Annotated in this window: 20 protein-coding genes; 10 read left to right on the top strand and 10 right to left on the bottom strand. The window is 36.5% G+C overall.

Going from position 1 to position 26,787, the window contains the following annotated elements; genetic code table 11:
* Window positions 1-11 precede the first annotated feature (11 nt).
* The 4 genes from QOX03_RS00755 (at window position 12) to QOX03_RS00740 (ending at window position 5,612) form a co-directional block, all read left to right on the top strand.
* Complete coding sequence (locus tag QOX03_RS00755; protein ID WP_283671099.1) at window positions 12-1,448, top strand: DUF6340 family protein; 1,437 nt, start codon at window positions 12-14, stop codon at window positions 1,446-1,448.
* 25 nt (window positions 1,449-1,473) lie between these two features.
* A complete protein-coding gene (lptC, locus tag QOX03_RS00750) occupies window positions 1,474-2,106 on the top strand; it encodes an LPS export ABC transporter periplasmic protein LptC (protein ID WP_283671098.1) in 633 nt (210 codons plus the stop codon).
* Window positions 2,106-3,353, top strand: coding sequence for a hemolysin family protein (locus tag QOX03_RS00745; protein WP_283671097.1), 1,248 nt, complete (start codon window positions 2,106-2,108; stop codon window positions 3,351-3,353). The genes lptC and QOX03_RS00745 overlap by 1 nt, the downstream gene beginning before the upstream one ends.
* 72 nt (window positions 3,354-3,425) lie before the next feature.
* Window positions 3,426-5,612, top strand: a complete 2,187-nt coding sequence (locus QOX03_RS00740) for a peptidylprolyl isomerase (RefSeq protein ID WP_283671096.1) — start codon at window positions 3,426-3,428, stop codon at window positions 5,610-5,612.
* A gap of 88 nt (window positions 5,613-5,700) precedes the next feature.
* Here QOX03_RS00740 and QOX03_RS00735 read toward each other — a convergent pair whose 3' ends face one another.
* Window positions 5,701-6,465, bottom strand: a complete 765-nt coding sequence (locus tag QOX03_RS00735; RefSeq protein WP_311394697.1) for a DUF2797 domain-containing protein — start codon at window positions 6,463-6,465, stop codon at window positions 5,701-5,703.
* 155 nt (window positions 6,466-6,620) lie between these two features.
* On the opposite strand from QOX03_RS00735, the gene QOX03_RS00730 reads away from it, so the two are divergent.
* Complete coding sequence (locus QOX03_RS00730) at window positions 6,621-8,087, top strand: GH3 auxin-responsive promoter family protein (protein ID WP_283671772.1); 1,467 nt, start codon at window positions 6,621-6,623, stop codon at window positions 8,085-8,087.
* Here the strand turns inward: QOX03_RS00730 and QOX03_RS00725 are convergent.
* The 9 genes from QOX03_RS00725 to QOX03_RS00685 form a co-directional block, all read right to left on the bottom strand.
* A complete protein-coding gene (locus QOX03_RS00725; RefSeq protein ID WP_283671095.1) occupies window positions 8,084-10,027 on the bottom strand; it encodes a putative porin in 1,944 nt (647 codons plus the stop codon). The genes QOX03_RS00730 and QOX03_RS00725 overlap by 4 nt on opposite strands.
* Window positions 10,028-10,165: 138 nt before the next feature.
* Window positions 10,166-11,353 carry a RagB/SusD family nutrient uptake outer membrane protein gene (locus QOX03_RS00720; protein ID WP_283671094.1) on the bottom strand — a complete coding sequence of 396 codons (1,188 nt, stop codon included), beginning with the start codon at window positions 11,351-11,353 and terminating at the stop codon, window positions 10,166-10,168.
* A 9-nt stretch (window positions 11,354-11,362) separates the two neighbouring features.
* Window positions 11,363-14,443 (bottom strand): SusC/RagA family TonB-linked outer membrane protein, encoded by a 3,081-nt coding sequence (locus tag QOX03_RS00715; protein WP_283671093.1) that lies wholly within the window; start codon window positions 14,441-14,443, stop codon window positions 11,363-11,365.
* Between the two features lie 298 nt (window positions 14,444-14,741).
* Complete coding sequence (gene infB / locus QOX03_RS00710) at window positions 14,742-17,570, bottom strand: translation initiation factor IF-2 (protein WP_283671092.1); 2,829 nt, start codon at window positions 17,568-17,570, stop codon at window positions 14,742-14,744.
* An 83-nt stretch (window positions 17,571-17,653) separates the two neighbouring features.
* The gene (gene nusA, locus QOX03_RS00705) at window positions 17,654-18,889 is read right to left on the bottom strand and encodes a transcription termination factor NusA (RefSeq protein ID WP_283671091.1); all 1,236 of its coding nucleotides are present in this window, start codon (window positions 18,887-18,889) and stop codon (window positions 17,654-17,656) included.
* 8 nt (window positions 18,890-18,897) lie between these two features.
* Window positions 18,898-19,356 carry a ribosome assembly cofactor RimP gene (gene rimP / locus QOX03_RS00700; protein ID WP_283671090.1) on the bottom strand — a complete coding sequence of 153 codons (459 nt, stop codon included), beginning with the start codon at window positions 19,354-19,356 and terminating at the stop codon, window positions 18,898-18,900.
* Window positions 19,357-19,487: 131 nt separating this feature from the next.
* Entirely contained in the window at window positions 19,488-20,879 is a 1,392-nt protein-coding gene (locus QOX03_RS00695) for a pyridoxal phosphate-dependent decarboxylase family protein (protein WP_283671089.1), read from the bottom strand.
* On the bottom strand, window positions 20,858-21,181 hold the full coding sequence (locus QOX03_RS00690; protein ID WP_283671088.1) for an MGMT family protein: 324 nt from the start codon (window positions 21,179-21,181) through the stop codon (window positions 20,858-20,860). Before QOX03_RS00690 ends, QOX03_RS00695 begins: the two co-directional genes overlap by 22 nt.
* A gap of 55 nt (window positions 21,182-21,236) precedes the next feature.
* Window positions 21,237-22,241, bottom strand: coding sequence for an NAD(P)H-dependent glycerol-3-phosphate dehydrogenase (locus tag QOX03_RS00685; protein ID WP_283671087.1), 1,005 nt, complete (start codon window positions 22,239-22,241; stop codon window positions 21,237-21,239).
* 266 nt (window positions 22,242-22,507) lie between these two features.
* Between QOX03_RS00685 and QOX03_RS00680 the strand changes: the two genes are divergently transcribed.
* From QOX03_RS00680 to QOX03_RS00660, 5 genes are read left to right on the top strand one after another with little or no spacing between them, the layout of a single operon-like run.
* Window positions 22,508-23,923, top strand: coding sequence for a lipopolysaccharide biosynthesis protein (locus QOX03_RS00680; RefSeq protein ID WP_283671086.1), 1,416 nt, complete (start codon window positions 22,508-22,510; stop codon window positions 23,921-23,923).
* Window positions 23,920-24,354 carry a dUTP diphosphatase gene (dut, locus tag QOX03_RS00675; protein ID WP_119057182.1) on the top strand — a complete coding sequence of 145 codons (435 nt, stop codon included), beginning with the start codon at window positions 23,920-23,922 and terminating at the stop codon, window positions 24,352-24,354. The genes QOX03_RS00680 and dut overlap by 4 nt, the downstream gene beginning before the upstream one ends.
* A 3-nt stretch (window positions 24,355-24,357) precedes the next feature.
* Window positions 24,358-25,164, top strand: a complete 807-nt coding sequence (lolB1, locus tag QOX03_RS00670) for a lipoprotein insertase outer membrane protein LolB1 (protein WP_283671085.1) — start codon at window positions 24,358-24,360, stop codon at window positions 25,162-25,164.
* A 9-nt stretch (window positions 25,165-25,173) separates the two neighbouring features.
* Complete coding sequence (locus QOX03_RS00665; RefSeq protein WP_283671084.1) at window positions 25,174-26,535, top strand: peptidoglycan DD-metalloendopeptidase family protein; 1,362 nt, start codon at window positions 25,174-25,176, stop codon at window positions 26,533-26,535.
* 41 nt (window positions 26,536-26,576) lie between these two features.
* Window positions 26,577-26,777 (top strand): Sec-independent protein translocase subunit TatA/TatB, encoded by a 201-nt coding sequence (locus QOX03_RS00660; RefSeq protein WP_119057185.1) that lies wholly within the window; start codon window positions 26,577-26,579, stop codon window positions 26,775-26,777.
* Window positions 26,778-26,787: the final 10 nt, after the last annotated feature.

Genomic DNA, 26,787 nt, shown 5'->3' with positions numbered 1-26,787 from the left:
ACCTATAAAAAATGAGAAAATTATTTATACTTGGTTTAGCAATGTTTTTTTTAGGCTATCAGTCTATTCAAGCACAAAATTGTGATACCTACGAAATTAAATTGAATAAGCAAGTTCAAACTAAAAATTACAAAGAAGCATACCCAATCTTGAAAGAGGCTTTACAAAATTGCGCTTCTGAAAAAGTAAATTATTACAACTTTGGCGAAATCATTTTGGATGAATTGGCTAAAGATGCAACTAATGAGGCTGATAAGAAAAAATATGCTCAGGATTTAATTGACTTACTAGATAAGAGAATTCAGTACTTTGCAGAAGATAAAAAAGCCTTTTGGGAAGGTGAGCGTATCTCCTATATGCTTAATTATAATTTGATTGATAAGCAGCAAGCTTATGATGCCTTTACTAAATTATTTAACTCTAGTGAAGATACTCAGAAAGTTTCTGCCAATACCGTTTTACTGTATTATACTACAGCTTTAGAACTTTTAAACGAAGATAAAATTGACTTTAATCAAGCCTTAGATGTTTACTTCAAAACCAAAAAAGTGGCGGAAGACAATATTGAGCTTCGCTCTATCGAATATGGAAAGTTGGCTGAAAAACTAGACAGTATTCAAAAAATTAATCCTCAAAATCAATTAACTGCCGCAGAACAACAAATTATGGAAAATGCGCAGTCTGCAAAAAATGTTTTTGTGGATGTTAACCAATCTATGGAAGCAATTCTGAAGGAATATACAACTTGTGACAACATCGCTCCAATGTTTATCAATAACTTTGAGGCCAACAAAGACAGTATCGAGTGGCTGAAAGAATCATACGCCTCTTTAGCAAGCAATGATTGCTATGATTTACCCATCATGCAAACGATAGAGGATCAATACAAAATCGTATGGAAGAAACAAAATCCTCAAGAGGATATCAGCGTTGCCTCATCAAGCAATAACACCTCAAGCACGATTGGCTCTGACTATGCTGATGGTGCTAGAAAATTTAAAGCTGGAAATTATAGCGGCGCAATTACTAGTTTCCAAAAAGCAATAGACCAAGTAAGCGGCACAACCAAAGGTGATGTTGCCTATTATATTGCATTGAGTTATCAGAAAACAGGGAATTTATCTAACGCTGTAAGCTGGGCCAAAAGAGCAGCAAACTACAAACCAGGATTTGGTGCTCCATATCAATTAATTGCTGGTATTTTTGGGTCAAACGCCAACAGTTGTGGATCTTCTCAATTTGAGAAACTAAGCGCCTACTGGGTAGCAGCTGACTATGCCAATAAGGCTTGTGCTGTAGATAGTAGATCTTGCTCTTGGGCCAGAAAAGCAGCAAACAGCTATGAAGCCACTGCACCAAATCAAGAAATGGCCTTCCAAAATGGTAAGAAAAAAGGTGAATCTGTTAGCATTAGCTGTTTTGGTGGCGCTACAACAAGAGTAAGATAATAATGATTAAATAGATTTTTTCTTGATGTTTCTAAAAATTTATTTTAAAGCAGCCTTATTTATTTTGGCTGCTTTAATTCTTTATAGTTGTGAAATTAAAAAAACGGAGGAAAAAGGGCCTCTAAACAAAAATTTCTCCGACCAAACTATTTTTAATGCTGAAGTTATCTACAAAGACAGTGGCTTGATTAGAATGAAACTCAATGCGCCTCTGATAGAAAATTTCACGCTAATTGATTCCCCTTACACCTTAATGCGCAGAGGTGTAGAAGTTTTATTTTGGAATCGAGATGAGAACGAGTCTAATTTTTTAAGGGCAAATTGGGCTAAATTGCAAGACAAGAAAAAAATGTATGAGGGAAGAGGAAACGTTGTCATGATAAATAACGATGGTGATACACTAAAAACGGAACAAATCTATTGGGACAATAAAAATAGACGTATATTTACCGATAAATCTGTAACCATCAAAAGGATGGACGGGACAGTAAATGTTTCTGAAAATGGAATAGAGGCAAGTGAAGATTTCAAAGAATTTACCCTCAAAAATAATAGTGGAGTTATTGCTTTTGAAAGACAAAAACCTGCTTTGGCTCAATCTGATTCTATTTTGAAAGATTCTGTAACCTTCCTAGATTTAAATAAAAAAAAGGATTAATGGGCTTTACAATCGCTATCATTATTTTTTCATTGATTGCCTCAGCTTTTTTCTCGGGCATGGAAATCGCTTTAATTTCCAGCAACCGAATGGAAATGGAAATAGAGAAAAAAAAGGAAACTTTAGTGGCAAAAGTCATCACTTTTTTAGCAGAGAGACCAGAAAAGTTTATCGCTACTATGTTGGTAGGGAATAATATCGCTATTGTCATCTATGGAATTTTCACTGGTTCTTTCATCATTTCTCTACTTCCCGAAATTTCCTCTGAAATTCTGAAAATTTTAATTCAAACCGTTATTTCAACACTTATTATTCTAGTTTTTGCAGAATATTTACCCAAAGTTATTTTCAGTTTATTTCCCAATAATTTATTCAAAACCTTTGCGATTCCAGTGTTTTTTCTCTATTGGCTGTTTGCCCCTATCACTGCATCTATTATGTGGATAACGAATTTATTCCTAAAAATGATAGGCAAAGAACAACAAGAAGATGAAATCTTTGTAAAAGATGAGTTACGCTTTTTTATTTCTGAACAGTTAACCGATTCTGATGAAGAAATCATTGATTCCCAAGTTCAAATTTTTCATAACGCTTTAGAATTTGCTGATATAAAGGTGCGAGAATGTATGATCCCACGCAAAGAAATTGTTGCCATGGCAATAGATGAAGATATAGACCACATAAGGCTAAAATTCATCGAAACTGGCTATAGCAAAATCATTATTTACCAAAATAATATCGATAATGTCATCGGCTATATTCACTCTTTTGATTTATTCAAGAAACCTCGCACAACTCGCAGTGCTCTTCTCCCCGTAGAGTTTGTGAATGAAACAGAAATCGCCAAAGAAGTTATGAATAAACTCATCAAAAGTAGAAAGTCTGTTGCCATCGTGAATGATGAATATGGCGGAACGGCAGGAATGCTAACCGTAGAAGATGTCGTGGAAGAACTCTTTGGTGAAATTGAAGATGAGCATGACCAAAACAAACTAACAGAAAAAGAAATCAGCGAAAATGAGTTTCTGTTCTCTGCTCGTTTAGAAATTGACTATATCAATGAGCAGTATGGTTTAGATTTACCAGAGGATGAAGCTTATGAAACTTTGGGAGGTTTGGCGGTCTCTATTTTAGAAGAAATTCCAGAGACAGGAGAAGAATTTAAAGTGGGGGATTACCTATTTAGAGCTGAAAAAGTCTCTGAAACAAAGATAGAAGAAATCAAAATCATCCGTTTAGACGATTGATTTTTTTTATATAACATTCAGTATTTTTACAGAATAATTGTAATTTTGCAGATTGTAAAGAAAATTTAACGCATGGCGCTTTTAGGAAAAATTAGAAAAAACCCTTGGCTATTAATTTTAGGAATCGGTTTACCCTTATTTGCTTTTTTAGTGGGGGATGCCTTCTCACAAGGAAATGTTTTTGGGAACCCCAATGAATTAGGTTCTATAAATGGTAAACCTATCAATATTCAGGATTACAATTTAGCTTATAATCGATTGGCCAAAGATCCAAGGCTGGAAGGAGCAAGTCAAAACTTAGTTTCTCAACAAGCTTGGAATCAGCTGCTACAGGAGAGAATCATTAGTAGTGAAACAAAGGAATTAGGATTAAACTTTACCGACAATCAATATTATCAGATGGCGGGGAGATTTTTTTCTTCTGTCAATCCTGATTTGGTCAATCAAAATAATCAAGTAAACATCGGTCTTGCTAAGCAGTTTTTAGCTCAATTACAAGCAGCTGCACAGGGAGGAAATCCCCAGGCTAATTACTTTTTTGAGCAATGGCAAAACTTCAACCCTCAGTTTAATGCTCTGCGTTCAGAATTTATTTCATTAGTTGCTGGTGGAATTTTACCAACCAATTCTGAAGTTAAATTCAATAGTGATTTGAAATCAGTACAATCAGACATTAATTATGTTTTTGTTGACTATACCGATTATGCGAAAGCCAATGGCATCACCGTTTCTGATGATGAAGTCAAATCATATCTGAAGAAGTATAAAAAACAATTCAAAAAAGAACCTTCAGTCAACTTATCTTATGCTTATTTCCCTGCACAAGCAAGTGATGCAGATCGCCAAAAATTCAACTCAAGCATCAATGCTTTTCTAAGCTCACAAGTCATCAAAGATGAAGAAACTGGCATTACAGATAGTATCCCATCATTTACAGCTTCTATCAACGACTCAGCTTATGTTTCACGTTATTCTGAAGCTCCATTTGACCCTAACTACTACACCAAAACTCAGCTAGAAAATATACCCAACGAGGCTATAAAGTCTGCTTTACTGTCAAATTTAGAAAAAGGTAAAGTAGTCGGCCCTATTCAGGTAGAAAATTTATCCCAATTGATCAAAATCTCTGATGTGAAACCAGTTACTGACTCAGTAAAGTCAAGTCATATTCTCATTGGTTTCCAAGGAAGCCAAGGAGGAAATAGCTCTTTGACTAACGAGCAAGCAAAAGCTAAAGCTGATAGCCTATTGAGCGTAGTAAAGGAAAATCCAGCTAAATTCAATGAATTAGCTTCTAGCGTATCAGATGATCAAGTTGCTGCAAAAGATAACGGTAGCGTTGGCTGGGTCAGCAGATTTCAACAGAATTTCTCTCCAGCTTATTTAAATTATATTACCAATAATCCTAAAGGAAGTATTGATTTAGTTCCTTCTGAATTTGGGTATCATATCATCCGAATTGATGATGTGAAGCAAAAAACTGGTTATCAATTGGCTAGAATTCAAAAACAACTAATGCCAAGCGAAGAAACTCAGCAGAATATCTTCAACCAATCAAGCAAAGTTGCTGTTGAGTCTCAAGGCAAATCTGCCAATGATTTCGTCAATAGCGCAAGAAGTGCAGGAGCAGAGGTTTCTACCGAATATGGATTATCACGCTTTCAACCTCAACTCCCAGGTATAGAAAATACTAAAAAAGAATCTGACATCCTCAGTTGGGCGTTCAACAAAGACACCAAACCTGGTAGTATACAACGATTTGAAACCAACGATGGCGGACAAATTGTGGCTTACCTCAACGATAAATTTAGTGGAGATGAATACAACATTACTGCTTACAAAGAGATTGTAGAGCCCTTTATTTTACATGAAAAGGTTACAAAATCTATACAAGAGAAAGTGGGTAGTCCTAAAGATTTAAATAGTATTGCTAAGACTCTAAATACAAAGGTAGAAACCGCCAATGGGTTGAATTATTTCAACGGAAATTTACCAGGTATCGGGGTAGAGCAAAATGTAGCGGCTGCGGCTTTTGGCTTGCCAAAAGGTAAAGTTTCCTCTGCCATCAAGGGGAATAATGGGGTTTTCTTCATCCAACCCTCTAATAAGACCGCTCCGCCTGAAAAAATTATGAACGAAGAAATGGAAAGAAATTCAATCCAAGCTCAAAACTCAACATTGGTTCATCAGCAATTGATTCCTTCATTTATCGATGCTTCTGATTTGAAGGATAAAAGAGCTGAGAAATTAGCGAATTAAATTTTTTAAGGCTTAGAAAATTTTTAAAAATCTTTAAAGATGGTTTGTTTAAATCATTTTTAAAGATTTTTTTAAGCCTTAATTTTTTTTAAATCTTGATAGTAACCACTTTCCCCTCATTCCCTCGCACATTGATGACTTCTTGATTTTCAAAAATCAGGTATTGCCCTTTGATTCCCATTAATTTCCCACAGAAGGGTTTATTCAAACTTAACTTGACTGACTTTACTTTTGGCAAATAAGTTTTTACTGGAAATTCAAAATCATAAACCTCTCCTTCTTCTACATAAAATTTCTGAAAATCAGTAGGGATAAAGTTTTTTGCTTTTATTTTTTCTTCTATTAGATCAAACTGGTCTGCTTTTGCCGTGAGCATCTGTCGCCAATTAGTTTTATCGGCATAATATTCTTTTAGCGCCACTTCTATCATACCTGCTTCATATCGATTTTCTGTTTTTGCTAAGACAATCGCTTGGTCTGCTCCTTGGTCAATCCACCGGAAGGGAATTTGCTTCTCGCGCGTCACACCGACTTTGATACTGCCACTTTCTGCTAAATATACAATATGCGGTTGCAATTCAAATTCTTTTTCCCAGGCCAAATCACGAGTTTCTATTCCCAAATGAGCTTGAGAAAGTTCTGGCTTTATAATATTAGGATTCGCTTCAGGAGCAGTAAAAAAACAGTTTTTACAAAATCCCATTCTGAAAATTGGCTTGTCTAAACGACAAGATTTGCACTCATTTGCTATATAGCATATTTCCATCTCTTGCCCGATGAGTTGATTGATGTGTAAGAAGTCATCTTTTAAACTAAGATAGTATTGAATTGGGAATTTAAGCTCCGTCAACATTTTTTTTAAGGGCCCGGTATATTGCATTTAGTTCTTTTTTTGTAATTTGTTCAGCCATTACAAAGTTAACTTAATTTGTAGGTAAATTAAACTTAAAATTCGTGAGTATCATCAATAAAGTTGCATCGTTCGTTACCCAGGCTTATTATGACCAAATGGAGGAAATCATTAATGCCCCTCATTCGGCCCAAGAAAAGGAGTTTTCCCTTCTCATCGAAAACGGGAAAAAAACGGAATATGGTCTTGCACACCATTTTAATGAAATAAAAAATTATCAAACGTTTCAAGAGAAAGTACCTATCGTTACCTATGAAGAAATTCAACCAGAAATAGAACGTGCAAGAAAAGGAAAGGAGAACATTCTATGGCCAGGAATTTGTCATTTTTTTGCAAAGTCCTCTGGCACTACTAATGCTAAAAGTAAATTCATCCCCATCACCAAGCAATCTTTGGAGAGTAATCACTTCACTTGCGGTAAAATGCTTTTTGCTAATTACCTAAGAAATCACCCCGATACGGTAATTTTCAAAAGAAAAAATTTAAGAATTGGAGGAAGTGCTGAATTGTACCAAGAATATAAAACCAAGTATGGTGACCTCTCGGCCATCATGATTGATAATTTGCCTTTTTGGACTGATTTTATGAATACCCCCAATCGTGAGATTTCACTCATGAGCGATTGGGATGTGAAGTTAGATGCCATTGCCAATGTAGTCATCAACGAGAGCGTGGGTAGCTTGACGGGCGTGCCAAGTTGGATGCTCGTATTGCTTAACCGCTGTTTAGAAATCACAGGAAAAGAAAAATTAGACGACATTTGGCCTGATGTGGAAGTCTTTTTCCACGGGGGGATTAGTTTTAAACCTTACCAAACGAATTATGCAGATTTATGCAGAAAAGAGTTGAGGCATTATGAAATTTATAATGCGAGTGAAGGCTTTTTTGCTTTTCAAGATCAAAAAGATTCTAAAGATTTACTCCTATTGCTCAATGTTGGTATTTTCTATGAATTTATCCCGATGGAAGGTTCAGCGTTGCAAGAACGCAAAGCTGTTCCGCTTAGCGATGTAGAAGTGGGTAAAAACTATGCTATCGTTATTTCTTCCAATGGTGGCTTATGGCGCTATATGATTGGAGATACCGTGAAGTTTGTGAGTGTTAATCCTTACCGTATTGTCGTCTCGGGCAGGACTAAACATTACATCAATGCCTTTGGCGAAGAAGTCATCATAGAAAATGTAGAAGATGCACTAAAAGTAGCGGCAGAGGCCACTGAAGCCAAAATCAATGAATTTACTGGTGCGCCTATTTTTATGAAAGACAAAGAAAAAGGGGCACACGAATACATCATTGAATTTGAGAAATTACCCGTAAATTTTAAAGCCTTTAAAAATATTTTTGACGATCGGCTGAAAGAAATCAATTCTGACTATGAAGCTAAACGCTATAATAATATGACGCTGAATGCGCCAAACATTCATATCGCACGGGAGAATTTATTCTACGACTGGATGAAAGAACGTGGCAAACTCGGTGGGCAAAACAAAGTGCCTCGCCTGTGCAACGACCGACAGTTTATTGAGCCTTTGCTAAGATTAAATGAAACTAAAACGAGCTCTTAATTGAACAAAACCCAGTGTACACCAATCTGAAGTTTGAAATTTCTAAAGGCTTGATTGGGCATGATTAAATTTTGTGCAGGCAAAATAAAAGAAGTTAAATTTTCTGCACGGAAGTAGATACGCATGCTTCTCACCTTCAGGTTGGCAAAAACATCCAATTGCGGGTAGTTACCTAATGCTATTTCTTCCCCAGATTTTTGTAAATAAAATTCATTCAAAATCGGAGAAAATAAGCGAGCTTTGTACCAGGTGTGCCATTTGACGTTAAACCCTGCCTGTAGCTCTGCATTTCTGCTGAAAACTGGTGATTGATAATAACTTGTGAGCCTAGCCACCACACTTGGCAAAGGCAGCAAATGGGCATTGGAAGTCACCTGCTGATATTGTGCACGCGATAAGAAATGAAATTTCTTAAAAGATAATAAATACTCTCCCCCTACTTTAAAGTAATTTAAAGCCGAACCAGACTGCTCAGGCAACTGATTTTCATTCAAATAAGTGTAATTCAACACATTATAAAACCCACCAAAGGCTTGTAAGGATAAGCGTGGTAATTTTAGCTTAAACCTGAGATTTTGTGTATTTTCATTTTTAAAATCGGCATTAAAAAAATTATAAGGCTTATAAAAATTTTGATTAAATATCAAGTTGTATGAGGGCATTTCTGAAGCAATTTTCACATCACCTTCCACCTTTACCAAATCACTAAACCTAGCAACCAAATTTCCCTGAACGAAAAACTGTGATCCAAAATTTTCTCCATTGGTAAACTCAGCATTTCCCTTTAGTTGAATGTTATCTCTCCATAGAAAAGCTGCATTTGCTACCACCCCATAGCGATTTTCATTGATTTTCTGCGGAATTTGTAAAGGCTTAGAAAATATAGTGTCAAGGTAATTTTGCTCTAGGCTGTAGACCAAACCTGCTTGAAGCTTTAAGCGATCTGATATGGAAAAGCCTAATAAAGCTTGATTAGAAAATTCTTTGTAATTCTTTGCTGATTTTCTATTTTTCACATCAAATTCTTCAAATTTATAGTAAGCTTCATCTGAATTCTCTGCATAATTATAGCTTTCTTTTTTGAACTTTAACTGATGATAAATTCTAAATGGATATTGCTGTAGGGAATCTTTCCCGATACGAAATAAGCCAAAATGATGATTGATAAAAAATGAATTGGATTGGAATTCTGATTTGGCGGTTTTCAAATTTGGGGTTAGACGCTCTAAGTCACTAAAATCTGGATTGTTACCCTGGTAGGCTTTTATACTCAAACTATCTAGTCCAGCATTTTCATCACTATTATTGCTTTGGGAAATAAAGTTTGTTTCTAGCTGATAACGTTGATTTTTTGTTTTATAATTCACCGCTGCAGTTAAGTTTTTCATACTCACTAATTCTCTCTGAAAAAATCCCTGCGACCTAAGCGAATTAAAGTTAATGGCATAGTTGATTTGCTGATTGGGATTATGAGTAAAAAGTGTAGAGAGAAATTGCCCTTCTCTTACGCCATTTTCAAAGATAAAGCGTGTAATGGGAGTTTTCACATCGTAGTAATTAACGGCTTCATTTAGTGTATAAAAATATGATTTCCCTGTAGGGACAAATTTACTTTTTCTTTTGACCTCAATGCTAAGCGGGATAAGCGGCTTCCCCCAATTGGATGGCAATTGATATGAAAAATTGTCTTGTAGATAAACGTTTTGTTGATAAAAATTTTGAATGCTCAAAGTGGTATCTATGGGCTTTTTCTCTTCCAGAGAGTTCCATTTTTGGTAATCTTGTATGCTTGGTGAAAAGGTTTTCAGTGAATCGGGAACAGATTTAGGCTCTGCGCTTTGTATAGAATCACGCAATACGTTTTGAGTTTTCTCAGCATTAATCTGAGCGTATGCAAAAAATGGAAAAAATATAAGGCTTAAAAAAAAACATTTATACATGCTTCAAAATTAAGGAATTTGTAGATAGTCTACATCAAAAAATAATAGCCTTGGCTGAAAGCTGAAAAATCAAGATTTATTTCAATAAATGAAGCATCTAAAAAAACCGCCTCTGGCGGAGGCGGCTTCTTTGATTTTCTATTTCAACAATGGATTGCTATCTACGGCTTGCTGTGGATAGGGAAGCACATAGTCTTGTTTTTTTGATAATTTCAAGTCTTGCCATCTGGTCCATTCAAAAGACATCTCAAGTCTTCTTTCATCTTCTAGACTCAGCGTAGAGTTTCGGATGTTTTGTAATTCCCTCAGTCTATTTGTATTTCCTGCTTCGGCAGAAATTAAATACATTTCTGGTATTCTAACGACTAACAGATCTGAGTTATATTGAGTCTTATATTTATTTGAAAATACGTATCCGTTTCTTTCATCTTTTTTATCAAAATCAAATAATGCTCTTCTCGTATCGTTATCTGAAATCAGATTCAATAAATCATCTGCTGCGGCAAAGCAGTTCCAATTTCTCGCCTCGTAGCTCATTATCCATCCCCAAGAGCCTGCTTCCTCTGCTTTGTTTCCTTTTAGCATTGTAATCACCTCACTGTCTCTTTCTTTTGGGTTTTGAGCGATAGAAAACTTATTGGTTCCTATCACATATTCTGCTTCATTTGCAGCAGCGGCGAGGTCGCCTTTTAGCCTATAAACTCTTGCCAACAATGCTGCTGCAGCTTCTTTTGTAGGAACTTTGCTAGATAGCCCTACATTCTTCCCATCAAATTCTACCATATTTTCTTTGCCGTATTTCAAATCTTCGATGATGAAGTTTAGCACGTCTTCTTTGGATGATGGTGCAATGGGTTGTCTATTATAATTTTCATCAATGATTGGAACTCTCTCATACAGATCAAAAAGTCTTAAATACGTATATGCTCTATAGAATTTTGCTTTCCCTTTTTGATCTTTATTTGCAGATGGTGACTTCAAAATCGTATTTGCCCTATCTATACCTGCATAGAAATCTACATAGAGGTTGCGTAATAAAAGATCATTTGACGGCACATTATGCTCATATATGTTTTGAACCTGAAAGAATTGAAATTTCACTGGCTTATAGTTGTCTGCCATTATCTCTGATGTCATCACAGCGAAATACCCGTAATTGTTAGGATGTCTAACTTTCCTATATAAGCCTACCAGTAATTTATTGACATCGTCTTCTGCTAGTTCACTTGAAGCATCTAATGAGGCCTCTGAGGAAATTTCCTCTAAGCAGGAGTTTAGTGACAATACACTCCCTACAATCATTATATATAAAAATATTTTTTTCATTTTTTTATTTTAAAAATTAATATTTAAACCTACGTTTATTGATTTAATATTTGGAATTCCATTATAATCTACACCAGAGGTTGTCTTCGCTAGGTTTGATTCATTTTGGTTATTTGCCGTCCCTTGGTTCAAGTATTGTACTTCGGGGTCTACACCAGAATATTTTGTAAAAGTAAATGGATTTCTTGCCTGAACATAAATTCTAGCTTTTTCTATAAACCCAAGTTTAAGCGAGGGTATAGAAGTTAAATTAAATCCTACTGTAATATCTGAAATTCTGAAATAATCTGCATCTTCTAGATATCTTGTAGATCTTTGGGTGTTCCAAGATGAAATTGCTGAAGATAAATGCGGTCTTGGGTTGGCAGCATTTGGATTTTTTGGAGACCAATAGTCTAACATTTGTGTCAACATATTCTCTGAGAAAGATGGATGACCAACGGCTCCTCCGTTTAGCGCACCTTCCTTATACATTGCATACAGTTTTTTCCCTACTGAGTATTGACCTGCAATAGATAAATCAAAGCCTTTGTAGCTAATTGATGTTGAAACTCCGCCATATATCGGTGCAATTCCGCCAGAATATACTTTCCTGTCGTTATCATCTATTTTCCCATCCCCATTTTGGTCTTTATAGATCATATCTCCTGCTTGTACAACTTTTGTCACAGCTCCATTGGCATCTTTATATTCATATTTTTCTTTGGCAACTCCTAGGCTTTCTAATAAATAGAAAGAGCCAAGACTTCCTCCTTCTTTTAGAACAGAAACGAAACCTGTTGTATAATAATCAACCTCACCTAGACCTAAATCTTTAATTTTGTTCTCATTGTATGAAAAGTTTGCAGCAATATTCCATTTAAAATCTGTATACTTATAAATATCTAAGTTTGTACTTACCTCAAATCCTTTGTTTGATATTTCTCCAATATTTTTGAGCATTGTTCTAAATCCAGACTCTTGAGGTATATTTATTCTATTTAACAAGTCTTTGGTTGTTTTCTTATACAAATCAAGGGAAAGGTTAAGTCTATCAAATAATGTTAAGTCCAATCCTATGTTTGTACTATAACCTACTTCCCACTTTAGGTCAGGGTTATACACATCTGTTGCGGCTAAACCTGGCTGCAAATCATAATTCTGCCCCCCTGTCAATAAATTTTGCCCTACAGCATAGCTAATTCCAGATTGGTTTCCTGTTAAGCCATAGGAACCTCTCAGTTTAAATAGATTAACTGTACTACTATTGAAAAATGGTTCTTCTGAGATTACCCATCCTGCAGAAGCAGCTGGGAATACCCCCCATTTGTTTCCTTTAGCAAATTTTGTAGATCCATCTGCTCTGGCTGATAGCATAAGCAAATATTTGCCTGACCAGTTTAATTGTAATCGTGAGAAGAAGGACTCTAAACCAATGCTTAAAATATAACTTCTACCTTTATTAATTTCCCCGGCAGAAACTAACCATCTTAAATCATCAGAAGGGAATTTCTCTCCTTCTAAATAAGAGTCTTCATAATCCCAATGCTGGTATGTGTGCCCTGCTAAGAAATTCAAACTCAAATTATTTTCAAAAAACTTATTATCATAAGTCAATGTATTTTCTATTTGGTAATTTCTATTATTTTTAGTTGAATACCTTCCATAGCCTGTAGGTACACCATCTCCATTTTCTCCTCTTTTTGTATTAGGCGCATCAAATCGATTATATCTTTCATTATCTATATTCCCGCTAAAAGAGGAATGCCAAGTAAGCCCAGCTAAAGGAGTCAAATCAAAATAAAACTGCCCCCCTACTGTCTGCCAGCGACTAGCAACCTCTCTCTCAAAAGCCCATAGTGGATTTTTAAAATTGCCTCTGTAAGGTTTTCCTTTATTTCCATAGACTGGGTAAATAGGAGGTGCTTGAATGGCATTATTCCACGGCTGGTACGTATTATTATCATCCGCAATCGGAGTAGCTGAAGAGTAAGAGAAGTAAGAGTTAATACCTGTTGACAAGAATTCTGTAATCTTCTGTTCTACGTTTAATCTTAATCTTCCTTTTTTGTAGCTATCTTGCTTTATAATTCCTTCTTGGTTAAAGAATGAACCAGAGAGGTAAGCTCTCGTAGATTCTCCCCCACCACTTACGCTTATTTGGTGATTTTCTACAATTGCAGCATTTCTTAGCACTTGATTTAACCAATCTGTGCTGGCTTGCGGTTGAGCCATTGGAGTTAATACAGCAGGATCTTTGGGCGCCTTAAGTACTCCTGATGCAATATCTGCCTCATAATTTGTTCTTGCAACATCATGTATTTTTTTATATTGCGTAGCATCAAGAAGTTTAGGAAGGCCAACAGGAGATTGCCACCCTCTAGAAGAACTGATTTGTATTTTCACATTTTCTCCATATCCTCCACGTTTCGTTTCAATCAAGATAACACCATTAGAAGCTCTTGAACCGTAAATCGCTGCAGATGCAGCATCTTTTAACACAGAAATACTCTTGATGTCTTCATTTGTCAAGTGACTCATCGACTCCTGAGGCACTCCATCAATCACGTATAAGACATCATTAGACGCCCTTAAAGAACCATTTCCTCTTATACTCATTTGCACCTGGCTTCCAGCTCTACCCGCAGTGTTTACAATCTGCAAACCAGGTGATTTCCCCTGTAATGCCTGCTCTACAGATGCTACTGGCTTATTCTCCAGTTCTTCTGCACTAATTGAAGTAATAGCTCCTGTCACATCTTTCAGCGATTGGCTACCATAACCCACAGCTACAACGTCCTTTAAGACTATAGCCCCTCCCTTGGTTAATTTTAAATCATAAGTGTTCTTTGCCCCAATCGTCACACTTTTGGTTTCCATACCAATATATTCCACGACTACAACATCTCCTGCCTCTACAGATATAGTATAATTCCCATTCTCATCTGTGTAGACACCTTGTGATTCTCCCTCTATATGCACAAATGCATCTTGTACGGGAAAGCCATCTGAATCTAATACTTGCCCCGTTACTGTTTTTTCTTGACCAAAACCATAAATGGCAAGACAGAAAACAGCAACGCTAAGTAATTTTTTTACGTTTTTCCTCATATTTTTAGTTTGTTTTTTAGCTAAGTTATAAACATTTTAAATATTTACAACATTTTAACATACGTTGTTTCAAAACAAGCCAATAAAACCGCACATAAAAGCATGCAAAAGCATACTCAATTAAATTTTTGATAAAAAAAATCAAAATACATTATAGAATTAATGATATTTCTCACAAAAAAAGATATTTTAAATCTTATTTAGAATGAAAAAAAATTACGCGCAGTTTAATAAAAAAACCGCTTCATATGCTGAAACGGTTTTTTTTATTCAATTTTTTTTAAGGCTTAAAAAATTTTTATTTCAGTTTTTTCTTTACCTCGTTTACAACATAAACTTCTATCGTATCTCCTACTTGAATGTCGTTAAAGTTCTTAATGTTTAGACCACATTCATAGCCTTTATTAACTTCTTTCACGTCATCTTTGTAGCGTTTAAGACTTGCTAATTCACCATCATGAATTACCACACCTTCACGAATGATTCTAACTTGGCTGTTTCTAGTAATTTTACCTGTCAACACCATACATCCAGCTATAGTACCAACTTTAGAAATCTTAAAGGTATCTCTTATTTCTACTTCACCTATTACTTCTTCCTTCAAGTCTGGGGAAAGCATACCTTCCATCGCTTCTTTCACATCATTGATGGCATCATAGATTATCGAATAAGTTCTGATTTCTACTTCTTCTTTATCTGCAACGCTTCTTGCAGAAGAATTTGGTCTTACATTAAACCCGATAATAACGGCGTCTGATGCTGAAGCCAATAAGACATCACTCTCTGTGATTTGCCCTACACCCTTGTGTAAGATGTTAACGTGAATTTCTTCGGTAGAAAGTCTCTGCAGTGAATCTGTTAAAGCTTCTACAGAACCGTCCACATCACCCTTTAACACTACATTCAGTTCTTGGAAGTCACCCAAAGCAATTCGACGACCGATTTCATCTAGCGTAATGTGCTTTTGAGTTCTAATGCTTTGCTCTCGCTGAAGTTGCTCTCGCTTGCCCGCTAATTGCTTCGCCTCTTTTTCATCTGCATAAACTCTGAAGTTATCTCCAGCAGTAGGTGCTCCGTCTAATCCCAATATGGTAACTGGGGTAGCTGGCTTAGCTTCTTTGATTTGTTGGCCTCGCTCATTCAGCATAGCTCTTACTTTCCCATGATTGCTTCCTGCTAAGACGTAGTCTCCGACTCTCAATGTTCCATTCTGAACTACAATTGTAGAAACATAACCTCTACCTTTGTCTAACGAGGCTTCTACGACTGTGCCATTGGCCAATCTATCTGGATTTGCCTTGAGTTCTAGCATTTCGGCTTCCAGTAATATTTTTTCTAAAAGTTCGTCTACATTCAAACCTGTTTTGGCAGAAATATCTTGAGACTGTAATTTACCGCCCCAATCTTCTACCAATAAGTTTTTCTGAGCCAACTGTTCTTTTACTTTTTCTGGGTTGGCAGTCGGTTTATCAACTTTGTTAATTGCAAAAATCATGGGTACTCCAGCTGCTTGAGCATGACTAATGGCTTCCTCGGTTTGTGGCATGATTTGGTCATCTGCTGCGATCACGATAATTGCTATGTCTGTAATCTGAGCTCCTCGCGCACGCATTGCGGTAAAGGCTTCGTGACCTGGCGTATCGAGGAATGTTATAAACTTATTTTTTTCTACCTCCACGCTATAAGCACCAATATGCTGTGTGATTCCACCTGATTCTCCAGCGATTACGTTTTCTTTTCTAATATAATCTAGCAAAGAGGTTTTACCATGATCAACATGCCCCATGACTGTAACGATTGGAGCTCTCGGCAATAAATCCTCTTCATTATCTACGATTTCATCTTCCTGTGTCTCTTCTAGCTCAGCATCGGTAAATTCAACTTTATAGCCAAATTCATCTGCTACTAGTTCGATGGTATTAGCATCCAAACGCTGGTTCATCGTCACCATAATTCCTAGAGACATGCAAGCAGAAATAATATCCATCACATTGGTATCCATCAAAGAGCTTAAATCATTCACCGTTACAAATTCGGTTACTTTAATTGTCTTATTCTGCTCTTGTTCTAAAATTTCTAGTTCTTCTTGCTCTCTACGATTTTTACGTTTTTCTCTACGGTGCTTAGCTCCTCGTTTGTTAGAAGTTTTATTCGCTTTGCCAGTTAATTTTTCTAACGTTTCTTTAATTTGTTTTTGAACCTCTTCTTCTGTCAGCTCAGAAACATCTTTTTTAGGTCGAGTATTCTTATTTCGGTTATTGTTTCCGCCTTTACGGTTATCGTATTTTACATTTTTTTTAATACGCTTACGCTTCTTCTTATCTTTATCGTCAGAGCTGCTATCTTTCTTCTTTTTATCTTCAAACTTAGAAAGGTCTATTTTCCCAACTTTAGTAATTCCTTCTAGTTTTTTATACTTAGTCTTAATTCTATCATCATCCTCTTCTTTTTTAGGAGCGTCTGATTTAGGTTCTTGCTCTTTTCTACTATCTGAGATTTCTTTTCCTTCCTTTTCTGAGTTAGCGGGAGTCAGTTTTTCATCTTTTGTAGATGTTTTTTTCTCGGTATCTTTTTTATCAGACGGAAGCTCAATTTTACCCACTTTTGTCAACCCAGCTAATTTCTTTCTTTCCGTTAGCAAAGATGAACTTTCTTTTTTTTCTTTTTCGGCTTCTTGTTGTGCCGCCAATTTTTGCTCCTCTTTTTTCTTAGCTTGCTCTTCGGCCTCTTTTTTAGCCCTTTCTTCTTCCGCTTTTTTCTCAGCAGCTATTTTTTCAAGCCTTTCTTTTTCTTCTTGAGCTTTTTCCCGAGCTTTTTCTTCCTCGGCTAACCTTTCAGCTTCTTTACGCGCTTTTTCCTCCTCTGCTTTTTTCTTTTTCTCAGCCTCTTTTTTCTGCTGCTCTTTTTTCTCCTTGTCTAATTTATTAATATTGACTTCTCCCGAGGCTTCTTTTTGCAATCTATCTGCATCAAATTCATTTAACAATAAATCATAGGCAGCTTGATCTAGCTTGGCATTGGGGTTGGTATCCATTTCAACTCCTTGCTCACCAAGATAATCAACCGCTCGGCCGATGGATATGTTTAATTCTCTAGTTACTTTACTTAATCGATAAGATTTTGGCATATATGCGCTTTATTTCTTTTATATCAACGTGCAAATTTAACAAGAATTTTGCACTTTTTCTTTATTCTATTCTTTGTTTATAATCATTCTTCAAACTCTCTTGCGAGAATTGTCATAATGGCCTCTACCGTTTCTACCTCTAAATCAGCTTTTTCTACAATATAATCAACATCTTGAGCTAAAACACTTTTAGCCGTATCTAAGCCAATCTTGTGCAATGATTCGATCACCCAATCATCAAATTCTTCAGAAAACTCAATCAATTCCACATCTTCCTCCTGTGGCTCATCTCGGAACACATCAATTTCTTTGCCGATTAGCTGAGAAGCCAACCTCACATTTGAGCCTTTTGCACCGATAGCTTTAGAAACTTGGTCTGGTTTCACATAAACTTTCACCTGTTTATTCTCTTCATCTATCTCAATGCGAGAAACCTGAGCTGGACTCATTGCTCTTTGAATCATCAACTCTTCATTATTGGTAAAATTAATCACATCTATATTCTCATTCCTCAGCTCACGCACAATGGTATGAATTCTCGAGCCACGCATTCCCACGCAAGCTCCCACTGGGTCTATTCTATCATCATAAGATTCCACTGCCACTTTTGCTTTCTCGCCTGGCATTCTCACCACTTTTTTGATGGTAATTAACCCATCGTATACCTCTGGAATTTCTTGTTCAAAAAGGCGTTCCATAAATACAGGCGACGTACGCGAAAGTACAATCTGCGGTTTGTTCCCTTTCAATACAACTTCATGAATAACGGCTCTCACTGTTTCCCCTTTCTTGAAGAAATCAGAAGGGATTTGCTGCTGCTTGGGCAGAATCATTTCATTTTGCTCATCATCAACGATGATAACGTGATTTCGCTGAATGTAATGTACTTCGCCGCTCACGATTTCACCTTCTAACTCTTTAAATTTTTCATAGATATTTGCATAATCATGCTCAAGGGTTTTCATTTTAAGGTTCTGGCTCAAGGTTAGAATTGCTCTCCGCCCTAAATCTTTAATCAAAACTGGCTCAGAAACCTCCTCCCCGACCTCAAAGTCTTCCTCAATCTTTCGAGCATCAGTCAAAGAAATTTCAGCACTTTCATCTTCCAATTCATCATCTTCTACCACCACCCGATTGTGCCAAATTTCCAAATCTCCTTTGTCTGGATTTACAATAATATCAAAATTCTCATCTGAACCATATTTTTTTCTCAAAACCAATTTCAGAGAATCTTCCAAAATGGCCATTAAAGTAATCCGATCTATATTTTTTTCATCCTTAAATTCAATAAAGGATTCTATTAAAGCTTGATTGTCCATAATTTTTTTTAAATCTCTAATTCTACCGTTGCTTTATTCACTGCTTCATATGCAATTTTTTCCACCTTTGTCACCGTATGTTTTCCTTTACCTAGCGGTTTTTTCTCTCTTTGTTTCCATTGCAAAGTAATGCTTTCTTCGTCTGCTTCTATCAATTCACCTTTAAACTCCTTCCCATCTGTTTTCACCTTCAACTTTCGGCCAATATTTTTTTTAAATTGGCGAGGAATCTCTAGCGGGCGGGTGGCACCAGGTGAAGAAACCGTCAAAGAAAAATCAGCCTCATCACGATCTAAGTTATGCTCAATGTGTCTGCTAATACGCACTACCTCATCTATTGGTAAGCCTTCATCTCCATCCACCAAAACTTCAATGTGATTTTCTGTATTAATTTCCCAATCTACTAGAAACAGAGAAGGATTTTCCTCCAACGCTTCTTGTATCAATTGTTCTACTTTTTCTTTCATACCAAAATCTGTAATAACAAAAAAAGAGCTTCGGTAGAGGCTCTTTTAGTGACTTTTTATCGCTAAATTGTACGCAAATTTAGTGATTAATTTTTTGAGTACCAAATTATATTTTTTTAAGGCTTATTTTTTTATTCCATTGAATCTAGAATTTTATCAATATCTGATTCTGTCGTATCTGGGTTTATAAAGCAGAAACGCGCAACACTTTCTGTTTTGCCATTGCTTTGCCATTGTGTTGGCGTTACGAAAGCAAAGTTTTTGCGGATGTTTTCATACGTCCATAGCTTGTATTCTTCTGCTGACCAACCTTTTCGCCTAAACAAAACGCAGCTCAAGCCTGGCTCTCTTACTAATTCTAAATTTTCTCTCTGCTCAATTTTTTTTGCAGCAATCTGGGCTAATTCTATTCCTCTTTCAATGGCATTTTTGTAAACCTGTGTTCCGTGCATGGCCAGCGAATACCATAGCGGCAAACCACGGACACGCCGCGTCAACTGAATTTGGTAGTCTGAGGGGTTAAATCCTTGTGCTCGTGGGTCATCAAAAATTTTAAGATAACTTGCATGTTGCGCATGAGCTTCTCGTGCTAATTCTGGTTTTTTGTAGATTACCGCTCCACAATCGTAAGGCGAGAAAAGCCATTTGTGCGGGTCGATAGTAATACTATCAGCTTCCTCTATCCCATTAAATAAGTGCCTCACGCTGTCTGCTGCCAAAGCTCCTCCACCATAAGCTGCATCGACATGAAACCACAGTTTTTTATCTTGACAAAATTTAGCCACACCTTTTAAATCATCGATGATCCCAGCGTTGGTAGTTCCGCCTGTTGCTACTACTGCAAAGATTCGCTCTTTGATTTCAGATGGCAGTTCTGCCCATTTTTGTTCTAATTCCTGTTGCGTCATTTGCTCTTCTGTCTCTACTAGTATGACTTCTGCGTCAGTCACTTTTGCCATGGCTTTGATAGAGGAATGTGCGCCAACGCTAGTCAAAATCATGCCTTTCTTGGTTTGATTTTCTAGCTTGTTGCTTCGCCAAGCTTCTCTGGCAGTCACTATTGCTGATAAATTTGCCGCCGTTCCGCCTGAGGTGAAAACGCCAAAAGCTCCTTTTGGTAAACCAGTCAAAGAAACCAGCCATTTCATCGCTTGATTTTCTGCAAAAATACCTCCAGCTCCCTCTAGCCAATACGCCCCGTGGATACAACTTGCCGAAACCACCAAATCAAACAAAACGGCTGCTCTCGACGGCGCTGCTGGCACAAATGCCAAATGCCTTGGGTGGTCTATCGTTGTGCAAGCTTTTGAGAGAATATTCTTCCATTTATCTAAGGCTATTTCACCACCGATTCCTTCTTCGGTAATGGTTTCACCGACTAAGTTAAATAATTCTTCCTCAGATTGAATTTCACCTAGGAAAGGGTCCGTCGTAGTGATTCGATTGATGACGTATTTCATAATATCCAACGTCATTTCTACGGTATCTAAATCGATATTGTTTAATGCTGTTCTGGTTGCCATAAATATTTTTCAAAGTTTATAATTTGATTGTTTTCAACTTTCACTCCCTCTTTTTTCAATCTTTTTTCCATCAAATCAGGGGTTGCAAAATGATGTCTCCCTGTGAGTAAACCCTTTCTATTCACCACCCGATGTGCTGGAACATCGGGTAAACCGTGACTGGCATTGAGTGCGTAACCCACCACTCGGGCAGATTGTGGGGCGCCGATGAATTTAGCTATGCTCCCGTAGGTGGTTACTCGCCCTAGCGGAATTTGCCGTGTAACGTTGTAAACTTTATGATAAAAGTCTTGCTCCTCCATTTAATGATTTTTTTTAATTTTTTTTTAAGCCTTAAAAAATTTTTAAATTAAGCTTTTAGTCTATTTTTTTCGTTAATTTCTTAAACTGTTTTCGAGGATTTTTTTCTTGATACAAAATTTTATGCACAGTTTCCAAAATCGGTAGATTCAAGCCATTTTCTTCTGATATTTTGAAGATACCTTCAGTGGCATAATAGCCCTCTGGCACCATATTCATTTCCATCAAAGCTGATTTCACGGTATAGCCTTTGCCAATCATATTGCCAAACATTCGGTTGCGGCTAAAATAGGAATATCCTGTCACCAATAAATCGCCTAAATAAACAGAGTTATTGATGTTTCGGTCTATAGGGCTAATGATTTTCAGGTACTCTTCCATTTCTCGAATGGCATTACTGAGCAAAACGGCGATGAAATTATCGCCATAATTAAGCCCATTGGCAATGCCAGCAGAGATGGCGTACACATTTTTCAGCACGGCGGAATGTTCTGTTCCATAAATGTCATCACTCGGGGTAACTCGCACAAAATCAGACTTCAAATGTCGTCGGCATCGGTTCAGGTTTTCTCCGTTTTTGAATGCTAAAGTGATATAGCTTAACCTCTCCAAAGCTATTTCTTCTGCATGGCAAGGGCCCGCAATTACACCAATGTTTTCTTCTGCTACGCCATATTCTTTCATAAAATAATCTCCAATGATTTCACAAGATTGGGGAATTAATCCTTTGATGGCTGTGATGATGATTTTATTTTCTAGACTAATTGTCAACGGCTTCAGGGTTTCTAAAAGATAAATCGACGGGACTACAAAAATGATGATATCTGACTGATGCACAAGCTGATCGATGCTCGTTGTGAGATTTAGCCGCTCTACATCAAACGCTACGGATGAAAGATAGTTTGGGTTTCTTTTCTCTTGTTTAATATGATTTTTTAACGTTTCGTCTCGTACACACCAATTCACGGTAGCAGCATTTTCTAGTAGCATTTTCACCATTGCTGTCCCAAAACTTCCACTGCCGACTACGCCAATGTTTTTATTTTCTATACCCATCGTCATTTTTACAAATATAATATCTAAATTTACATTTTATTTTTCAAAATTTTCAAAGCCTTAAAAAATTTCCATGTGTTTTTATCATAATTTCACGTGTTTCACTTCATGATTTCATAGTTTATTTCAAATTACCTTTATGAATTATTAAAAAAAACAATCGCTGCTCACCGTTTTTCTAAGGCTTAAAAAAAATGATTGTCAATAAATTTAAAGAATAGATTTTGCGGAATGAGAAAGATGAATGATTTTTGTAATCTTAAAGAGTTATTTTGTACAAAAGATTAATTAGCGAAACCATCATTTATGGCATTGGGGCGGTTCTGCCTCGGGTCATTACTTTTTTGCTCAATCCATTTTATTTTGAGCACATCAACGTGGCAGAATTTGCTAAGTTCACTAATTTGTACGCCTTAATTTCTTTTGTGAATATTCTATTGACTTTTGGTTTTGAGACGGCTTTTTTTCGATTCGCAAAAGATAAAAATGAAACCCAAAAAGTTTTTAACACTTCATTTTGGTTTTTATTTTTCAATGCCTTTGTTTTTATTTTATTGATTTTAGTTTTAAGAGAACCCATTGCCCAGCTTTTAAATTATGAAGAAAACCCTGAGTACATCACTTGGTTTGGCTGGATTGCTTTTTTTGACACGCTTTGTGTGATTCCATATGCGTGGCTTCGGTTCAGGAATAAAGCGGTGGCGTATTCCGCTATTCGTGTAGGGCAAATCACGATTCAGACGCTTGCCGTTATGTTACTATTTTTGGTTATTCCTTACTCGGTATCCGCTTCTTTTGGTTTAAATGAGAAGGTCGCCTTTCCTTTTTTCAGTAATTTGATTGGTAGTTTAGCAGGAATTCTGATGCTATTACCGATTGGTTTAAAGCTAAAAATTCAGTTTGACTATGGTTTATTCAAGAAAATGTTTCGTTTTGCTTACCCCATTATGATTGCGGGTTTTGCTTTCATGGTCAATGAAAATTTTGATAAAGTAGTGCAGCGTTTCATCGTCTCTGAAGTAGAAGCGGGCGCTTACGGTGGCTGCTATAAACTTGCCGTGCTGATGACACTTTTTGTCACGGCCTACCGCATGGGTGTAGAGCCTTACCTCTTCAAGCAAATGGAGGCCAATGATGCCAAAATCAAATATGCGCGCATAACGGAATACTTTAGCATTGTAGCTTCCATCATCGCTTTAGGCATCATCACCAATTTATCTTGGCTCAAAAACTTAATCATTACCGACCCTGACTACCTACTGGCCATTGACATCGTCCCAGTGATTGTGATTTCCAATTTATTTTTCGGGATTTATTACAATTTATCTACGTGGTACAAAGTGACAGATAATACCAAAATCGGAAGCTACATCTCTTGGGCTGGCGCTGGCATAACGATTATACTCAATCTCGCCTTAGTTCCTTTCTTAGGATTTATGGTTTCGGCTTGGGCAACGCTGGTTGCTTATGCGGTAATGATGGTGATTTCTTACATCATCGGGCAAAAAAATTATCACATTCCTTACCGTAAAAGAAAAATTTTATTTTACTTAGCACTTGTAATTATTTTTTCAATGATTAGTTATTTAGGCTTTTCACAAAATTTATGGGTAGGAAATTCATTGTTTTTTATTTTTTTAAGCCTTATTTTTTTCATTGAAAAACAAACGATTAAAAATTTATTATGAAAATCAATATTATCAACAAATCGCAACATCCTCTACCAGAACACAAAACTGCGGGTGCTGCTGGACTTGACTTAACTGCCAATTTAGAATCACCAGTCACTCTAGAGCCATTGGAAAGAGCTTTAATCCCGACTGGTTTATTTTTAGAAATCCCGCAAGGTTTTGAAGGGCAAATTCGCCCACGCAGCGGTTGGGCAATCAAACACGGCATCACTTGCCTCAACTCACCGGGCACCATAGATTCCGATTACCGAGGCGAAGTGAAAGTGATTTTAGCGAATATTTCTGCTGAAAAATTCACCATAAATAATGGCGATAGAATTGCCCAATTAGTAATTGCCAAGCACGAAACAGTTGAATTTAATGCAGTAGAGGAATTAGAAAACACCGCTCGTGGCGAAGGCGGATTTGGTAGCACTGGAAAAAGGTAAAACATGAAACGTAAATTTATATTTCTCTACGGATTTTTTGCTTTTTTCTTATTCTCTTGCGGAATACAGAAAAAAATTGTGAAAGCTAGCGGCGATGTTGTAGAACAATCTGTTCAGCAATTTTGGAATAATTACCAAAAGCAGCTTCCCGATTTCAAAGCCATTCAAATCAAATCTAAATTAAACGCAAATATTAATAAAAAAAACATCAATGTAACGCTGAAACTCTACATCGAAAAAGATAAAAAAATATGGCTCAACGCTTCTATGTTGGGCATCACTGGAGCTAGAGCCTTGATTTCCCCTGCTGGTGTGAAGGCTTATGAAATTCTAGACCGCACTTACATTGATGAGGATTTGAGCTATTTGAATGAACAATTCAATGTAGATTTCTTTGATTATGAAAAAGTTCAGCAACTTCTACTCGGGCAAGCTCCTCTACTCGCAAGTCTACATAATTATGAGTTTACGGCTAATGAGGCTTCGGGCGAATATGAGCTTTCTTATAAAAAAAATAAAGCCTTGAAAAATTCTAACAAAAAGGGAGAGTATATTCATTCTTTCCTTTTTGATACTAATTATCGTCTGAGAGTTATCAAAATTCAAGATACGCAAAATCAAACGGAAATCATCGCCAACTACAGCGAATGGCAAAATCTGCAAGGCATGAATTTACCTTCAGTTGTTAAAATTTTGATAAACAGCCAAAAGCCTGGGGCAATTGAATTAGATTATAATAATTTTACTTTTGAAGAAATGCAAGCTCCTTTTAAAATCCCGAGTGGATATTCTAAAAGAGAGGTAAAATAAATAGATTTTATGAGATATTTTTTGCTTCTGTTTTTTAGTTTTCTTTTTTGCTCTAGCCTAAATGCGCAGTACAACAAAGAAAAGCTTAGAAAAGAGAGTCGTGCCTTGCAACAAGAAATTGCTCGACTCAATAAGAGTTTGAATCAAAGTAAATCTGAGTCAAAAAAATCTATTTTGTACATTAAGCAATTAGAGGATAAAATCAAGGCACAAAATGAATTACTAAAAACAACCGCAAAAGAAACTCAAGCCCTGAAAGATGAAATCTATCTCTCCCAGCTTCAAATCAATAAGCTAAAACGTGAATTGTCTGAACTCAAAAAAGAGTATAAAGATGTTTTGGTCAACGCTTATAAAAATAAGTCTTTGCATAATAAAATTCTTTTTATTCTCTCTAGTAAAAATTTTACCGAGGCTTTCAGACGAATTAAATACTTAGAAAAATACTCGGGCTACCAGAATGAAAAAGCTGATGAAATTAAGCAAAAGCAAAAGGATATTGAGCTGACAATCAGTAAAAGGGAAAAAGCTAAAAATGAGAAAGAGGCCTTGCTGGCTCAGAGAAATGAGCTGAAGAAAAATTTAGAAACTCAAAAGCAAGAACAAAATAAAGTTTTACAAGAGTTTCGTGCCAATGAATCTCAAATTGCTACCCAAATAGAGGCTAAAAAACAAGAAAACAAGAAATTAGAAGGGCAAATTGAGGCCATAATTCAAGAAGAGATTAGAATTGCTCGAGAAAAAGCGGAGGCAGAACGTAAAAGAAAAGAAGAAGAGGCTCGCAGAGAACGAGAACGCTTGGCAAAATTAGAAGCAGAACGTAAAGCTAAAGAAGCTCGGGATGCTGCTGCTAATAAAACTGAAGCGAAAAAAGAAGTGCCTAAAACTGAAAAAGAACCTGCAAAAAACGAGGAATCAGAAAAAACTTATTCTTCTACAGCTGAAACGGAATCGCTGTCTAATAGCTTTACAGCCAATCAAGGGCGATTGCCTTGGCCTGTTGCCAGCGGCGAAGTTGTAGGTGGATTTGGACGCCAACCGCACCCAATCCTCAAAAATATTTATGAAAATAACGCTGGCGTAAAAATCGCAGCCGCAAAAGGAACGCAAGCTCGTGCAGTCTTTGAAGGAGTGGTGCAAGAAGTGATTTTGGTGCAGGGAGGGAACAAGGCGGTTATGATTTCACACGGAACATACTTTACCGTTTACAATAACTTGAGCCAGGTAAGTGTTTCTAAAGGGCAAAAAATTTCTACCAAACAGAGTCTTGGGACGATTTATACTGATAATGACAATAACACCATTTTGGATTTCCAAATCTGGAAAGGAACGGTAAAACAAAATCCAGCTGCTTGGGTTATTGGTATGTAATGATTATTTTAATTAACTTTGAACCATAAATAATTTAAAAAATGATTTCAACTATATTTTTAGGCGCATTTGGCCCTTGGCAAATTGCTGCCCTAGTGATTTTAGCCTTATTGTTATTCGGTGGTAAAAAAATTCCTGAGCTGATGAGAGGTTTGGGTTCGGGAATTAAAGAATTCAAAGATGCAACCAAAGAAGACGAAAAATCAGAGAAAAAAGAGGAAATTAATAATCCTAATCTTTAAATTTTTCTCG

It is taken from the genome of Candidatus Ornithobacterium hominis (assembly GCF_951229915.1).
GTDB lineage: Bacteria > Bacteroidota > Bacteroidia > Flavobacteriales > Weeksellaceae > Ornithobacterium > Ornithobacterium hominis.
Note: the sequence above shows the minus strand (reverse complement) of the source record. Positions and strands in the feature narration are given on the sequence as shown.

Bases quoted from the DNA above. Each gene is read 5' to 3' on its own strand.
- rimP (WP_283671090.1), bottom strand. From the start codon at position 19,356: ATGAAAGAAAAAGTAGAACAATTGATACAAGAAGCGTTGGAGGAAAAT.
- QOX03_RS00690 (WP_283671088.1), bottom strand. From the start codon at position 21,181: ATGGAGGAGCAAGACTTTTATCATAAAGTTTACAACGTTACACGGCAA.
- QOX03_RS00715 (WP_283671093.1), bottom strand. From the start codon at position 14,443: ATGAGGAAAAACGTAAAAAAATTACTTAGCGTTGCTGTTTTCTGTCTT.
- lptC (WP_283671098.1), top strand. From the start codon at position 1,474: ATGTTTCTAAAAATTTATTTTAAAGCAGCCTTATTTATTTTGGCTGCT.
- infB (WP_283671092.1), bottom strand. From the start codon at position 17,570: ATGCCAAAATCTTATCGATTAAGTAAAGTAACTAGAGAATTAAACATA.
- dut (WP_119057182.1), top strand. From the start codon at position 23,920: ATGAAAATCAATATTATCAACAAATCGCAACATCCTCTACCAGAACAC.
- QOX03_RS00735 (WP_311394697.1), bottom strand. From the start codon at position 6,465: ATGTTGACGGAGCTTAAATTCCCAATTCAATACTATCTTAGTTTAAAA.
- QOX03_RS00755 (WP_283671099.1), top strand. From the start codon at position 12: ATGAGAAAATTATTTATACTTGGTTTAGCAATGTTTTTTTTAGGCTAT.
- QOX03_RS00725 (WP_283671095.1), bottom strand. From the start codon at position 10,027: ATGTATAAATGTTTTTTTTTAAGCCTTATATTTTTTCCATTTTTTGCA.
- QOX03_RS00665 (WP_283671084.1), top strand. From the start codon at position 25,174: ATGAGATATTTTTTGCTTCTGTTTTTTAGTTTTCTTTTTTGCTCTAGC.
- nusA (WP_283671091.1), bottom strand. From the start codon at position 18,889: ATGGACAATCAAGCTTTAATAGAATCCTTTATTGAATTTAAGGATGAA.
- QOX03_RS00695 (WP_283671089.1), bottom strand. From the start codon at position 20,879: ATGGCAACCAGAACAGCATTAAACAATATCGATTTAGATACCGTAGAA.
- QOX03_RS00730 (WP_283671772.1), top strand. From the start codon at position 6,621: ATGGAGGAAATCATTAATGCCCCTCATTCGGCCCAAGAAAAGGAGTTT.
- QOX03_RS00660 (WP_119057185.1), top strand. From the start codon at position 26,577: ATGATTTCAACTATATTTTTAGGCGCATTTGGCCCTTGGCAAATTGCT.
- QOX03_RS00740 (WP_283671096.1), top strand. From the start codon at position 3,426: ATGGCGCTTTTAGGAAAAATTAGAAAAAACCCTTGGCTATTAATTTTA.
- QOX03_RS00745 (WP_283671097.1), top strand. From the start codon at position 2,106: ATGGGCTTTACAATCGCTATCATTATTTTTTCATTGATTGCCTCAGCT.
- QOX03_RS00685 (WP_283671087.1), bottom strand. From the start codon at position 22,241: ATGACGATGGGTATAGAAAATAAAAACATTGGCGTAGTCGGCAGTGGA.
- QOX03_RS00720 (WP_283671094.1), bottom strand. From the start codon at position 11,353: ATGAAAAAAATATTTTTATATATAATGATTGTAGGGAGTGTATTGTCA.
- lolB1 (WP_283671085.1), top strand. From the start codon at position 24,358: ATGAAACGTAAATTTATATTTCTCTACGGATTTTTTGCTTTTTTCTTA.